This is a genomic window from Pelistega indica (assembly GCF_000506865.1).
Lineage (GTDB): Bacteria > Pseudomonadota > Gammaproteobacteria > Burkholderiales > Burkholderiaceae_B > Taylorella > Taylorella indica.
Genome location: NZ_AYSV01000004.1, coordinates 22,393 through 34,532, shown reverse-complemented (window position 1 = coordinate 34,532; position 12,140 = coordinate 22,393). Strand labels below are relative to the sequence as shown.

Sequence of the window (12,140 nt, the reverse complement as noted above, 5' to 3'; positions counted from 1 at the left end):
ACACTCCCGCAAAAATTTTGGAAAAACTACTAAATTTTAATTAAAAAAATTCAAAAAATTAAAAATGTAAACAATTTGCTCGGCAAGACAGTATACAAGACAATATATTTATGAAAGAGGAAGTATTCTTTTTTTTTAATTTAATTATGTTTTCTTTTTTTATGTTTTATTCATTTACTTTTTATCTTTTATTATTAAGTCACTTTTATTCAATAGAGAGCCACCTTCTTCTTCATAAAAAAAATACGTGATTTTTATTGAATGCTTGAATTAGAAATTTTTTCAAAAAAAAATAGAATTTAAGTTTTTAGTTTTTAATTGAATTAATGCGTTGAAATTTATTTAAAATCTGTTCATTAAAAGCATTTATAGCCTCACTATTGAATTTTTTAAGTGAATTTATAGGAAAGGGGTTTAAAATTGGAATTTAAAATTGAATAGAGGGCTTATTTTAGAGTAATAGCAAATATTGGTTGAGTTTTTTTAAGATTATTAAACAGATAATTTTGAGGCTACATACCTATTCATACTAACGCCTTGCTCAGCAGCCGCAATAGCAAGATTACGATGTACCATTGGTGGAATACGTATTCTAAATTCGCCACTATAATTTCGATCGGCAATCGCTTCAGGTATTGATTCATTATTGGCTTTCATATCTTGAACAACTTCATTGACTACTGTCATAATACCAGTTAGTGCGTCAGATGGAGTTTTTGCCAACCAAGATAACGATGGAAACTCAGCACACAGACCAACATATTCTTGATCTTCTACTGACCATGAAATTCTGTAAGTATAGTGTTCCATTACTTAATAACTCCTAATTTTATCTAATGATCTAGTAAGACTTGCTTAACTTGATAGATTTTAGCCTTACCATTGTCATTCTGAATATTAATTCTCGGATTGCCTTGCCAAGGTGTTTTAAAAATCAGGTGACTTGATCCACTTGAACGAGGATTACCAAAGAATTCAGTACAAACCCTTTTTAATTCAGAAAACCTAATATTAGCAGGTTCATTCTGCATTTTTTCTATTATCTTTTTTGTTGTACCCATGAGATAGTTAATAACTATATAATACCTAAAATGGTATCATTATTGATACCATAAAGCAATATAATTAATTATCTAAAATTAATCTCATTCTTAAAAATAATTAGTTTTCTGAATTTTAATGCGTTGAAATTTATTTAAAATCTGTTCATTAAAAGCATTTATAGCCTTGCTATTGAATTTTTAAGCTAAGGTATTAAAAGGTATCAGTAACACATCAAAAATTGAATAGAAGGCTTATTTTAGAGTAATAGCAAATATTGGTTGAGTTTTTTAAGATTATTAAACAGATAATTTTGAGGCTACATACCTATTCATACTAACGCCTTATAACCGCTTTAGGTGGTTTAATTTAGTTTTTTAAATTTGGACAAGAAAAGCTGTTACGTCATAGTAGGTAACAATGTATTGTGAAAAGGTCGCACTATAGATTTATTATGTTTCTGCTCCGCTTGCCACAAATCATAATCAAGTTGCATTTTAAGCCATGTTTCTGCTTTCGTTGCTCCAAATGCCTCTTCTAACCTAAGAGCCATTTCAGGGGAAATACCAGTCTTTCCATTAACAATCCGTGATAACGCAGAACGAGTAACCCCTAATCCCTTAGCAACCTCTGTCACAGTAAGATTTTCTAAATATTCTTTAAGAAGCAATCCGGGATGAGGTGGATCATACATTCTAGCCATTTTAAAAACTCCTAGTGATAGTCCTGATAATCAACAATATACACATCTTCACCATCAAATTTAAAAGTAATTCTCCAGTTACCATTAACCTTTAATGACCAATGATCTTTTGATTCACCACTCAAAGAATGCAGGTTCCAACTAGGAACATTGGCATCTTCTATATTTTTCATTATATTAAGGATTTGAAGTTGTGTTTTTAATCGTACAGCATGCTTGGCATTAATTCCTTTTATAGAACCTGTATCAAAAAACTTTTGTAATCCTTTGTGTTTAAAAGATTTAATCATAGTTTAAATAATGTGCATCGTTGCTATACACTATACACTATACACTATACACTATATACTATTTAATATTAAAAATCAAATAAATCCTAGTCAAATTTAATAGCATATTTAGTAAATTTTCAGACTTAAATCAGCAACTTAAAAATATTAAATCCACGTGAAATCACTCCCGCTTTTACGTGAAATCACTCCCGCAAAAATTTTGGAAAACTCAAATTTTACTAAAAAAATCAAAAGCTTAAAATGTAACATTTGCTCGGCAAGACATATTGCAAGACGTATTGCAAGACATAGGTTTATCAGAAAGGAAAGTTGGTTACTTCGCTTTCAATATTTATTATTATTATTTTTTTTTTGAATTAATATTTTTTAAAAATTTAGTTTTTATTTAAATAAATTGATGCGTTAAAGTTTTTTAAATATGTTCGCTAAGCCAATTTTTAACCTTGCTATTGAATTTTTAAGTAAATTTATAGAAAGGGTATCAGTAACGCATCAAAAATTAAGTAACGATTGTTTACAAGCTTTTGTTGTCCTACGTCAATGCTGAATTAGTAATTTCGGTGATCATTAAATACTAAATGTAAATAATAATTATTCTTACTCAATAAAATAATACTGAAATACATTAGCGATTACACTAGTAACGTCTATCTAGTTTTTTAGGAGGAATGGCATGAGTAAACCTAATTTTATGAGAATCTGGAATGAGTTTCCAGATCATATGAAATATCCAACGATGAAGGATTTATTTACTTGGCAGGGTGGACAAGCAGAAAGAAATATCTATGCAAAAGGTTTTGGTGCAAACGGTAACACTTGTGCCAGTCGATTGAGTATTGCCTTCAATCGAGGTGGTTGGCCAATTAATGCGGCTGTTGCAGCCTCAGTTGGTGCTCGCACGTTAAAGACAGCTGATGGTTCTCATATTATTTATAACGTAGAAGAACTAGGAAAGTATCTTGCAAAAAGACTTGGAAAATCTAGTAAACCTGATACAACTATACCATTTGACAGTGAGATCAAAGGTAAGCGTGGTATTATTGTGTTCAAAGTAAACTGGAGAAATGCTACTGGTCATATAGCCCTATTTAATGGTCAGACTTATTGAGAGCCGAGTCATGATGATTTTTCACGTTATATCAACTTGGACAATCCTTCAATACGCACTCAAAAAAGCATATTTTTTGAGTTTAACTAGGGAAAAATCATGTTAAAAAAAACTATCATCACGCTAATTTTGAGTCTCCCTTTAAGTGTCTGGGCACAACCTAAGGGAGGAGCTATTGCTCAACAAGAGCTTATCCATGATTTAAATGCTTTAGCTAATGCGTCTTGCCTTATAAGACAGAAGGATGCTTACTTGCAGAATGCTGGGTATATCTGGGCAAACTCACTTGCAGAGGGAAATATGGAGTTTAATCTTGAGACTGTTATTTTGCCAATGAAAGCCACTATTGAAAAGGCAATTGCTAATACACCTATGTATTCCGTTCCTTCTGAGCAGCCACCGCTTAAAAGTCAGGCCTTACCAATTGCTTATTGTTTTGATGTTATTCATCAACCTAATGTTCAAGCGTTAATTCGAGAGTTAAGTAAAAAGTATAGTCGATTAGGTAAAAAACCAAATTAATATAGTGTTAATCATTAAAACTTAACCGTCTAAAAAGGCTGTTTTTTATATAAACTTTACGTGAAACACATTAACTCAAAATTGGTGCTCGCACGTTAAAGGCGGTTGATGGTTCTCGCATTATATAAAACCAAGCAACCCAACTGTGCGTACACAAAAAAGCATATTTTTTGAGTTTAACTAGGGAAAAATCATGTTGAAAAAAACTATCGTTACGCTAATATTAAGTCTGCCTTTAAGCGTTTGGGCACAACCCACGAGTGATATTGCTACTCAACAAGATCTCATCAATGATTTAAATGCATTTGCTAATGCATCTTGTCTTGCTCAACAGAAAGACCCCTACTTGCAGAAGACTGGATATGCGTGGGCAAATGCTCTTGTCCAAAAAAACATTGAATTTAGTCTTGAAGAAGTTATGTTGCCAATGCAAAAGGCAATTAAAAAAGCGATTGCTCACACGACTATGTATACTATTCGTGATGAAAGAGCCCCAATGGATGGCTTGGAATTACCAATTGCTTATTGCTTTAAAATAATACAGCAGACGGGTATTCAAACCTTAATTCAAAACATAAGTAAAAAGAATAGTCGTTCAGGCAAAAAATGAATCAGAGAGTTTGTCACTCTTGTTGTTAATGCTACGGGAACTCTAAAGTTTTTCCTATTTTTGATTTATGGATAGTTTGTGAGATTTTAACTGTTTAATTAGTTTTTATTATAAATAATTGATAGGATTAAGCGTGTGCAATAATGGGGGAATTTAAAGAAATCGATTAGTGGTCGGGACAGTAAGATTCGAACTTACGACCCTCTGGTCCCAAACCAGATGCGCTACCAGGCTGCGCTATGCCCCGACGACTATTTTGATTGGCGGAAGCTGTGAGATTCGAACTCACGGAGGGCTACAAACCCTCGCCGGTTTTCAAGACCGGTGCATTCAACCGCTCTGCCAAGCTTCCATCACGCAACAATACTCCAAAGAGTGGTGCACTCGGCCGGAATCGAACCGGCACGGGCGCAATGCCCGAGAGATTTTAAGTCTCTTGTGTCTACCTATTTCACCACGAGTGCGTTGTGTGAAGAATATAACTATACGCTGATTACTAAATTATGTCTAGTTTTTTATCAAAATGCATAAACAAGGATAATTATTTGTTGTGAAATTAACACAAAAAAGCTTGCGAATGGCTAAGATTTTTGTATAAGAAGGAGGCCTTAACAATCATTTTTTATTTAGTGTCATAAAAATATGTCCATGTATTTCAAGAATATTGAATATGATTGAGTTATCACCGACAATCCATACATAAGGTATAACGCCTGTATTTTCATCTTATTTAGGAGTTAGGTGAAATGAAACGTCTATTTTTGGTGATATTAGCCTCAGTGAGTTTATCAGCTTGTGTGGTAAATCGTGATGGTTATGGTGCATATTCAGATGATGTTGTGTATAGTACCGGTGGAGCTGTTATTGCTGAGCCAACTATTGCTGTAGTACCGAGAGCCTCTGTTTATTATGGTACGGGAGGATCTTTTGGAATTAACTATGAATTTCCTAGTAGTCGTTTCTATCATAACTACTATGATGATTATCCTTTTTATGCACAACGGCGGTTGTTAAATCGGCATTATTACTTACGGCGAATGATGGAGAGAGAGCGTTATTATGAAAGACGTCATCATCGACGTCACCGTCATGATGATTAATAAAAAATAAAGTTAAGGTATAAGTGAAGTGGGAGGTTAGTTTAGGTAATGTTAGACCTCTTGATACTTTAAGGCATTTTTGTTAGTGTTTGACCATTAGCATAGGCGGCACCAATCAGATCATCAATCGCTCCTTGAGGTAAGGTTATCTCTGGAGCGATTTCTTTTAGAGGCACTAATACAAATGCTCTTAGATGCATACGTGGGTGAGGTATGGTTAGGGTGGTCGTATTACTAACTTCGTTGTTAAATAATAAAATATCTAAATCTAATGTCCTAGGTGCATTTTTATAAGGACGCTCTCTGCCATACTTTAATTCAACAGATTGTAGTAAAGCTAGCAATTGTTGTGATGATAAGGTGGTGCTAAGTTGAGCAACTGCATTCACATAGTCTGGCCCATGACTATCTACTGGTGAGCTACGATAAAAAGAAGAACAATTTATACTTAAAATATCTGGCGTAGTAGATAAGTCGTGTAATGCTTTTCCAAGGTAATTGCTAGATTCTCCCAAATTAGAGCCTAGTGCAATATAAGCGTTATTCATTGTCTTAGTCATTGGATGATACCGGTGATGTACTTGATTCGTTTGCCCATTTCTTTTTTGTAGAGCGACGACGGGTTTTTCGCTTACGAGTAGGGGGTGTTCCTTCTATAGCAAGAGAGTCTATAAACGGTTTCTTATCGGATTTTTGACGATGGTTATTCCTTGAGGATGATGTTTTTAATAGCTCATTAATCATATGAGCTTTTTCTGAGTCTGGTGCATTGGCTAAATCCATCCACCATTGAGCCAAGACGCTATCAAACTCATGTGCGGCTGCTCGAATTTGTAAAAAGTCGCATGCAGCACGAAAATAGGGTTGCTCAATCATACGCCAAATATATTTAGGTGCGCGCTTATTAAAACGTGGTTGCATTAACCAAATTTCACGTATTTCAGATTTATGACGCTGTTGTAAAGCAAGTCGTTGTACCTGCTCGTCTAAGACTTGATTTGACGCAGCTACTAATGCAGGTACGGGCAGCATATGGCCTGATGCCATATTTTTTTGGTAGTAGCGTTGAACTAGTGGCCATAAGATCGCTGCATATAAAAAACTCGCACTCACGGGGCGATTACTGCGCACTCGATGGTCGGTGCGATCAAGTGCCAACTCAATAAATTGTCGGCTTCCTTTTTGCTCTAACACCATATCTAAAAGGGGAATAATCCCTTTGTCTAAGCCTTCTTCTCGTAGTTTTTTCAGGCAGTTTAAGGCGTTTCCACAAGTGAGTAGCTTAAGTGTTTCATCAAATAAGCGAGAGTCAGGCACATTAGAGATTAGTGAGGCTAACGGCTTAATGCTAGCTTGAGTATTTTTTTCGATAGTAGCATCAAGTTTTGCCGCAAATCTAATAGCACGTAGCATTCGAACGGGGTCTTCGCGATAACGTGTTTCTGGATCACCTATAATACGAATGATTTTCTTGCGAATATCACCGACACCGTTATGATAGTCAATAACTTCTTGCTTGATAGGGTTGTAATAAAGAGCATTTAAGGTAAAGTCACGACGTAACGAATCTGTTTGTAGATTCCCAAAGATATTATCGTTGAGAATTCTGCCATGCTCATCGCGTGTTTGCTCACCTGGTGCTCTAAAAGTAGATGTTTCGATAATTTCATTACCAAACACAACATGTACTAATCGAAAGCGTCGACCAATGATACGAGCGCGACGAAATGCTTTTTTAACCTCTTCGGGCGTTGCATTTGTTGCTACATCAAAGTCTTTAGGTTCATAACCTAAAATTAAGTCACGGACTGCACCACCTACAATATAGGCTTCATAGCCTTTTTCTTGTAAGACTTCACAGACTTTGATAGCATTCCTAGAGACTAGACGTAGGTCAATCTTATGGTCTGGTAAGGTATAGACTTTAGCCTTTGGTGCTTTAGTTTTGCCAGAGGAAAATAATTTTCCTACATACTTGTGGATGGTTTCTTTTAACATGAATAGTCGTTAATTAAAATAAATCTAAAATCGTCCAAGTCTTATCCTGTGCATATTGACGCAATGATGCTTGAGGGTTGGTGGCTATTGGATGTGTGACATGTTCTAAAAGAGGAACATCATTAATCGAGTCACTGTAGAAATAGGATTTTTCAAAACTATCAAAATTAAGTCCTAAACTTTCTAACCAAGTAACAGTTCGTGTAATTTTACCTTCTTTATAACTGGCAACACCAGTAAATTGACCTGTAAATTGACCATTCTTTATTTCTGGTACTGTGCCAATGATGTGTTCAAAAGCGAAAGCACGACCGATTGGACCAATAACCCATGAATTGGTAGCACTCACCAAACAGCATAAATCACCAGCTTCCAAGTGTTGGTTAACCAAATCTAGGGCCTGTTGTTTAATGTTGGGTCGAATGACTTCATGCATATACTGTTCATGATAACGAGCTAAATCAAACTGATTATGTAAGGTGAGAAAACTCAACATAAAGTTGGCTGACTCTTCAATTGTTAGGTTACCTGCAGCATATTTTGCATAAATTTCATCATTTTTACGCTTTACTTCATGAGGATCGCCGGCTAACTGATGGCGGATCAAAAACTCAACCCATTCATGATCACTATCAATGGGTAAAAGTGTGTGGTCAAGGTCAAATAAAGCCAGGTTTTTACTTGTCATCAAAAAGATCCTTATTAGATTGAAGAAGACTTTTTAGGAGTGGAATAGTAATTGGTCGCTGTTGACGTAAAGCATAAGCATCCAGTGATTCCAATAAACCAAATAGTAAACGAATATCGCGTGGGCAGTAGGTAAAAATCCATTGTAAAACTTCTGGACTTAAGGGAATCCCTTTTTCAGCTGCGCGTTGATTAAGAGCATCTTTACAATCCTCATCATTCAACATTTGTAATTGATACACCAACCCCCATCCTAAGCGATTACGTAAATCTTCACGAATGAACATTTGAAGAGGAGGGTGTTCCCCTGTTACGACTAGTGTGAAGGCATCTTCTTGTAATTTACGTGCTTGCCACTCGTTATAAAGATTGAAGAGTAATGTTTGTTGTTCAGGTGAAAATAAATGGACATCATCAATCAGGACGCGAGTATTTTTACTAATAATAGGTGCATTTAAATGGTTGCTAGGAAAATTCTGATGATTGAAAAAAATTGCTGTTGGTGTGGATAATGCTTTTAAAAAGTGTGTTTTGCCAGAGCCAGCTTCTCCCCACAAATAGATAGACTGTCCTAAAGGTAAATTTTTAAATTAGAGAGCAGACTTCTTCATTGTTACCAACGACAAAATTATCAATGTTTGGTGCTGGTTTTATAAGTAAATCGGCTAAAAATAATTGTTCTTTCATTTGAAAACTACAACGTAATTCTTGTATTCAGCGTAAAATTATACTTTCTTCTATACAAATGATGAATAAAATAGTAGTTTACGTTCATCTTTGATGGTTGACGCTTTTACATTACGTTTATTTTACCTAGTTTGGACTGACTTTCATGACAACAAATGAAAAAAACTCTCTAACATACCGTGATGCGGGTGTTGATATTGATGCAGGCGATGCTTTAGTGGATCGTATTAAACCTTTAGCCGCAAAAACAATGCGTGATGGCGTAATGGCTGGTATTGGTGGCTTTGGTGCTTTATTCGAAGTTCCCAAAAAATACCAAGAGCCAGTGTTAGTGTCAGGTACTGATGGTGTAGGCACAAAATTGCGTCTTGCCTTCGAGTGGAATCGTCATGATACTGTAGGTATTGACTTAGTGGCGATGAGTGTCAATGATATTTTGGTGCAAGGTGCAGAGCCTTTATTCTTTTTAGATTATTTTGCTTGTGGCAAACTAAGTGTGGATACAGCTGCTGCCGTGGTTGGCGGTATTGCCAAAGGATGTGAGTTATCAGGTTGTGCTTTAATCGGTGGTGAAACTGCTGAGATGCCCGGTATGTATCCCGAGGGTGAGTATGACTTAGCTGGCTTTGCTGTTGGCGCGGTTGAGAAGTCTAAGATTATCAATGGTAAATCAATTAACGTAGGTGACAAAATCATTGGTTTAGCATCAAGTGGTGCACATTCAAATGGTTTCTCGTTAATTCGTAAAATTATTGAACGAGCTGGCGCTAAACCAGATGATGATTTTCATGGTCAAAAATTAGTAGATGTGGTGATGGCACCGACCAAGTTATATGTGAAATCTGTACTTGCTGCCTTAGATAAGCATGGTGCAGCCATTAAAGGACTTGCTCATATTACGGGTGGCGGTTTATTGGATAATGTTCCTCGTATTTTAGAGTCAGGTTTAACGGCGCAAATTAAGCAATCAGCTTGGACTTTCCCGCCGTTATTCCAATGGTTACAAGAGCAAGGTAATGTTGCTCAAGAAGAAATGTACCGTGTATTCAACTGTGGCATTGGTATGGTAATTGTTGTGCCTGCTGATCAAGAAGAGGCGATTAAAACTACGCTTGCGGAACAAGGTGAAACGGTTTATTCACTAGGTGAAATTGTTGCTCAACAAGACGGTCAAGCACAAACAGTGGTGATTTAGGTTATTCTTTTTTATATAGAAGATTAAAAAATCTCATAAGAGGTTTGAATTAAAAGTGTGCCCCATAAGTGGATTTCTGCTCTTGGGGCATTGCCATAAAAGCAAAAATCGAGTAATAAAAATAAAATGGCTTGGATAACACGGAAAGTTTGATAATATTTTTTTAGGATAGAGACGAAATGATAGCAACGCACGCACGCACGCACGCACGCACGCAATTATACACTAAATTAGATAATTTTCATAGAAAACAAAAGGTGATTTCATGAGTGAGATTACCACCAAAGTTTTGTTTTCATCAAATTACGCAGCCTGAAAATCAAGAGTTTCTGACAAATAAAAACGAACGGCTTGCACTCTTGAAGCAACATTTTCCAAATTGTTTTGATAAGCATGGTGCATTTTTGCCTGAGAAAATGGCAGAAATTTTACAGTCAGACGGTATTAAAGCGCAAAAAGAAAGTTACAGCCTAAATTGGTTGGGTAAATCCTATGCCAAAATGTTGAAAGACACGCTGCCTGAAACGTTGCTGGCTGAAAATATTGAGCACAATCAAAAGCCTGAAAATGCCAATAGCGAAAATCTGCTGATTCAAGGTGATAATTTGGAAGTGCTGAAATACTTGAAACACGCCTATAAAAATCAGATTAAGATGATTTACATTGATCCGCCTTATAACACAGGTTCGGACGGCTTTGTGTATCAAGATGATCGTAAATTTACACCTGAACAGTTGGTAGAGTTGGGATGTATGGATTTAGAAGAAGCCCAGCGAGTGCTGGAGTTTACGTCTAAAAAATCCAATTCCCACAGTGCATGGCTGACCTTTATGTATCCACGGTTGTATATCGCCCGTGAATTATTACGTGATGATGGCGTGATTTTTATCAGCATTGATGATAATGAACAGGCGCAGTTGAAGTTATTGTGTGATGAGGTGTTTGGGGAGGAGAATTTTGTTGGCAGTTTTATTTGGAACAATAAATATACCGTTTCCAATGATACGGACATTTCATATCAACATGAATACATTCTGTGTTATTCAAAAAGTAGAACGATTTTCTCTCTAAATTTATTAGAAAGAACAGAAAAACAGAATAAAGATTATAAAAATCGTGATAATGACCCGAAAGGTGCTTGGAAAGCAACTCCAATTCATGCACGAAGTGGAACTGAAAATGGAATTTATACTATTGAATTTTCAAATGGAATAACATGGACAGCTCCAACAGGTCGCTATCCAAGATATTCAAAAGCTCGATTACAAGAATTATATGAAGAAGGAGCTTTATATTTTAATAAGAATGGAGGAGTAGATAAAAAAACATATCTTAGCGAAGTTCGCAATGGTGTAACTTGCGGAACGTTATGGGGATATGAAGAAGTTGGGCATTCACATGGAAATAATGAAGAAGTTGCTGATTTGTTGGGAAAAGGAATTTTTAATGACCCTAAAGGAATTACTTTATTAAAAAGAATTTTACAATTAGCTACTTCATCTACTGACAATCATTTGATTTTAGATTTTTTTTCAGGTTCAGGTACAACAGCTCATTCTGTGATGGATATGAATAAAGATGATAAAGGCAACCGCCGTTTTATTTGTATTCAAATTCCAGAAAAATCTAAAGCAGAAGCTATCAAAGCTGGCTATCCAACCATTTTTGACATTACCAAAGCGCGTATTGAAAAAGCTACTGCCAAAATCCAAGCGGAAAACCCCAATTATTCAGGCGATTTCGGCTTTAAAATTTTCCAAACCGAGCCGAATTTTAGCTTCGCTGAAATCGACGGTTTTCAGACGGCATTGGATACCGATTTTAACCCGACACAGACTGAATTGCCTAATACACAAAACGCCATGTTGAGCGATGAACAATTACACACGCTTTTAACCACTTGGCGCGTTTATGACGGCTCACGGCTGACTGAAAATGTACAAACCATTGATTTGGCAGGCTATACGGCTTATTACTGCCGTCAGCATTTGTATTTATTGGAAAGTGGTTTTGGTTCTGACAATGTAAAAGCCTTGATTGAACGCTTGGATAACGAGCCAAAATTTATCCCTGAACGCGTTGTGTTATTTGGCGAAAATATGGAAAGTGCTATGCAAAAAGAGCTTGCTCAAGCGGTAAAAACATATGCCAATAAGAAAGGCTTGAATAATTTAAGCGTATTGGCGAGATATTGAG

The 12,140-nt window shown here is 35.9% G+C and carries 14 protein-coding genes and 3 tRNA genes; 6 read left to right on the top strand and 11 right to left on the bottom strand.

From position 1 onward, the window contains the following. Nucleotides 1-492: 492 nt before the first annotated feature. From V757_RS16060 to V757_RS16045, 4 genes are all read right to left on the bottom strand, one after another. Nucleotides 493-810: a type II toxin-antitoxin system HicB family antitoxin gene (locus tag V757_RS16060; RefSeq protein WP_023948863.1), complete on the bottom strand. Its 318-nt coding sequence runs from the start codon at nucleotides 808-810 to the stop codon at nucleotides 493-495. Between the two features lie 23 nt (nucleotides 811-833). Continuing rightward, nucleotides 834-1,031: a toxin HicA gene (locus tag V757_RS16055; RefSeq protein ID WP_218184458.1), complete on the bottom strand. Its 198-nt coding sequence runs from the start codon at nucleotides 1,029-1,031 to the stop codon at nucleotides 834-836. Nucleotides 1,032-1,441: 410 nt separating this feature from the next. Continuing rightward, nucleotides 1,442-1,744: a HigA family addiction module antitoxin gene (locus V757_RS16050; RefSeq protein ID WP_023948859.1), complete on the bottom strand. Its 303-nt coding sequence runs from the start codon at nucleotides 1,742-1,744 to the stop codon at nucleotides 1,442-1,444. Nucleotides 1,745-1,755: 11 nt separating this feature from the next. Continuing rightward, the gene (locus tag V757_RS16045; RefSeq protein WP_023948857.1) at nucleotides 1,756-2,034 is read right to left on the bottom strand and encodes a type II toxin-antitoxin system RelE/ParE family toxin; all 279 of its coding nucleotides are present in this window, start codon (nucleotides 2,032-2,034) and stop codon (nucleotides 1,756-1,758) included. Between the two features lie 676 nt (nucleotides 2,035-2,710). Between V757_RS16045 and V757_RS27290 the strand changes: the two genes are divergently transcribed. The 3 genes from V757_RS27290 to V757_RS27285 all read left to right on the top strand — a co-directional run bounded on the left by V757_RS27290 (nucleotide 2,711) and on the right by V757_RS27285 (nucleotide 4,277). Next, nucleotides 2,711-3,145, top strand: a complete 435-nt coding sequence (locus V757_RS27290; protein ID WP_023948855.1) for a T6SS effector amidase Tae4 family protein — start codon at nucleotides 2,711-2,713, stop codon at nucleotides 3,143-3,145. A gap of 99 nt (nucleotides 3,146-3,244) precedes the next feature. Next, the gene (locus V757_RS29040) at nucleotides 3,245-3,667 is read left to right on the top strand and encodes a hypothetical protein (RefSeq protein WP_023948853.1); all 423 of its coding nucleotides are present in this window, start codon (nucleotides 3,245-3,247) and stop codon (nucleotides 3,665-3,667) included. A 193-nt stretch (nucleotides 3,668-3,860) separates the two neighbouring features. Further along, complete coding sequence (locus V757_RS27285) at nucleotides 3,861-4,277, top strand: hypothetical protein (RefSeq protein ID WP_023948851.1); 417 nt, start codon at nucleotides 3,861-3,863, stop codon at nucleotides 4,275-4,277. Nucleotides 4,278-4,447: 170 nt separating this feature from the next. Here the strand turns inward: V757_RS27285 and V757_RS16035 are convergent. From V757_RS16035 to V757_RS16025, 3 genes are all read right to left on the bottom strand, one after another. Beyond that, nucleotides 4,448-4,524, bottom strand: a tRNA-Pro gene (locus tag V757_RS16035). A 14-nt stretch (nucleotides 4,525-4,538) separates the two neighbouring features. Beyond that, nucleotides 4,539-4,629 (bottom strand) — tRNA-Ser (locus V757_RS16030). Nucleotides 4,630-4,653: 24 nt separating this feature from the next. Next, nucleotides 4,654-4,741 (bottom strand) — tRNA-Leu (locus V757_RS16025). A gap of 282 nt (nucleotides 4,742-5,023) precedes the next feature. Here V757_RS16025 and V757_RS16020 point away from each other — a divergent pair. After that, a complete protein-coding gene (locus V757_RS16020) occupies nucleotides 5,024-5,377 on the top strand; it encodes a hypothetical protein (RefSeq protein ID WP_023948849.1) in 354 nt (117 codons plus the stop codon). 68 nt (nucleotides 5,378-5,445) lie between these two features. On the opposite strand, the gene folK is transcribed toward V757_RS16020, so the two are convergent. Genes folK through V757_RS16000 form a run of 4 tightly spaced genes read right to left on the bottom strand, consistent with a single transcriptional unit; the run spans nucleotide 5,446 to nucleotide 8,619 of the window. After that, nucleotides 5,446-5,925 (bottom strand): 2-amino-4-hydroxy-6-hydroxymethyldihydropteridine diphosphokinase, encoded by a 480-nt coding sequence (folK, locus tag V757_RS16015; protein WP_036693961.1) that lies wholly within the window; start codon nucleotides 5,923-5,925, stop codon nucleotides 5,446-5,448. Nucleotides 5,926-5,929: 4 nt separating this feature from the next. Next, nucleotides 5,930-7,375, bottom strand: a complete 1,446-nt coding sequence (pcnB, locus tag V757_RS16010) for a polynucleotide adenylyltransferase PcnB (RefSeq protein WP_023948845.1) — start codon at nucleotides 7,373-7,375, stop codon at nucleotides 5,930-5,932. Between the two features lie 13 nt (nucleotides 7,376-7,388). Beyond that, a complete protein-coding gene (locus tag V757_RS16005) occupies nucleotides 7,389-8,063 on the bottom strand; it encodes an HAD family hydrolase (RefSeq protein ID WP_023948843.1) in 675 nt (224 codons plus the stop codon). Then, entirely contained in the window at nucleotides 8,053-8,619 is a 567-nt protein-coding gene (locus V757_RS16000; RefSeq protein ID WP_052019173.1) for an HdaA/DnaA family protein, read from the bottom strand. Before V757_RS16000 ends, V757_RS16005 begins: the two co-directional genes overlap by 11 nt. A gap of 275 nt (nucleotides 8,620-8,894) precedes the next feature. On the opposite strand from V757_RS16000, the gene purM reads away from it, so the two are divergent. Beyond that, on the top strand, nucleotides 8,895-9,944 hold the full coding sequence (gene purM, locus V757_RS15995) for a phosphoribosylformylglycinamidine cyclo-ligase (protein WP_023948841.1): 1,050 nt from the start codon (nucleotides 8,895-8,897) through the stop codon (nucleotides 9,942-9,944). A gap of 269 nt (nucleotides 9,945-10,213) precedes the next feature. Further along, the gene (locus V757_RS15990) at nucleotides 10,214-12,139 is read left to right on the top strand and encodes a site-specific DNA-methyltransferase (protein ID WP_023948839.1); all 1,926 of its coding nucleotides are present in this window, start codon (nucleotides 10,214-10,216) and stop codon (nucleotides 12,137-12,139) included. Nucleotide 12,140: the final 1 nt, after the last annotated feature.

Excerpts from the sequence above, each read along its gene's own strand:
- V757_RS16050 (WP_023948859.1), bottom strand. The coding sequence starts at position 1,744 with ATGGCTAGAATGTATGATCCACCTCATCCCGGATTGCTTCTTAAAGAA.
- V757_RS16060 (WP_023948863.1), bottom strand. The coding sequence starts at position 810 with ATGGAACACTATACTTACAGAATTTCATGGTCAGTAGAAGATCAAGAA.
- folK (WP_036693961.1), bottom strand. The coding sequence starts at position 5,925 with ATGAATAACGCTTATATTGCACTAGGCTCTAATTTGGGAGAATCTAGC.
- V757_RS16005 (WP_023948843.1), bottom strand. The coding sequence starts at position 8,063 with ATGACAAGTAAAAACCTGGCTTTATTTGACCTTGACCACACACTTTTA.
- V757_RS16020 (WP_023948849.1), top strand. The coding sequence starts at position 5,024 with ATGAAACGTCTATTTTTGGTGATATTAGCCTCAGTGAGTTTATCAGCT.
- purM (WP_023948841.1), top strand. The coding sequence starts at position 8,895 with ATGACAACAAATGAAAAAAACTCTCTAACATACCGTGATGCGGGTGTT.
- V757_RS16055 (WP_218184458.1), bottom strand. The coding sequence starts at position 1,031 with ATGCAGAATGAACCTGCTAATATTAGGTTTTCTGAATTAAAAAGGGTT.
- pcnB (WP_023948845.1), bottom strand. The coding sequence starts at position 7,375 with ATGTTAAAAGAAACCATCCACAAGTATGTAGGAAAATTATTTTCCTCT.
- V757_RS16045 (WP_023948857.1), bottom strand. The coding sequence starts at position 2,034 with ATGATTAAATCTTTTAAACACAAAGGATTACAAAAGTTTTTTGATACA.
- V757_RS29040 (WP_023948853.1), top strand. The coding sequence starts at position 3,245 with ATGTTAAAAAAAACTATCATCACGCTAATTTTGAGTCTCCCTTTAAGT.
- V757_RS27290 (WP_023948855.1), top strand. The coding sequence starts at position 2,711 with ATGAGTAAACCTAATTTTATGAGAATCTGGAATGAGTTTCCAGATCAT.
- V757_RS27285 (WP_023948851.1), top strand. The coding sequence starts at position 3,861 with ATGTTGAAAAAAACTATCGTTACGCTAATATTAAGTCTGCCTTTAAGC.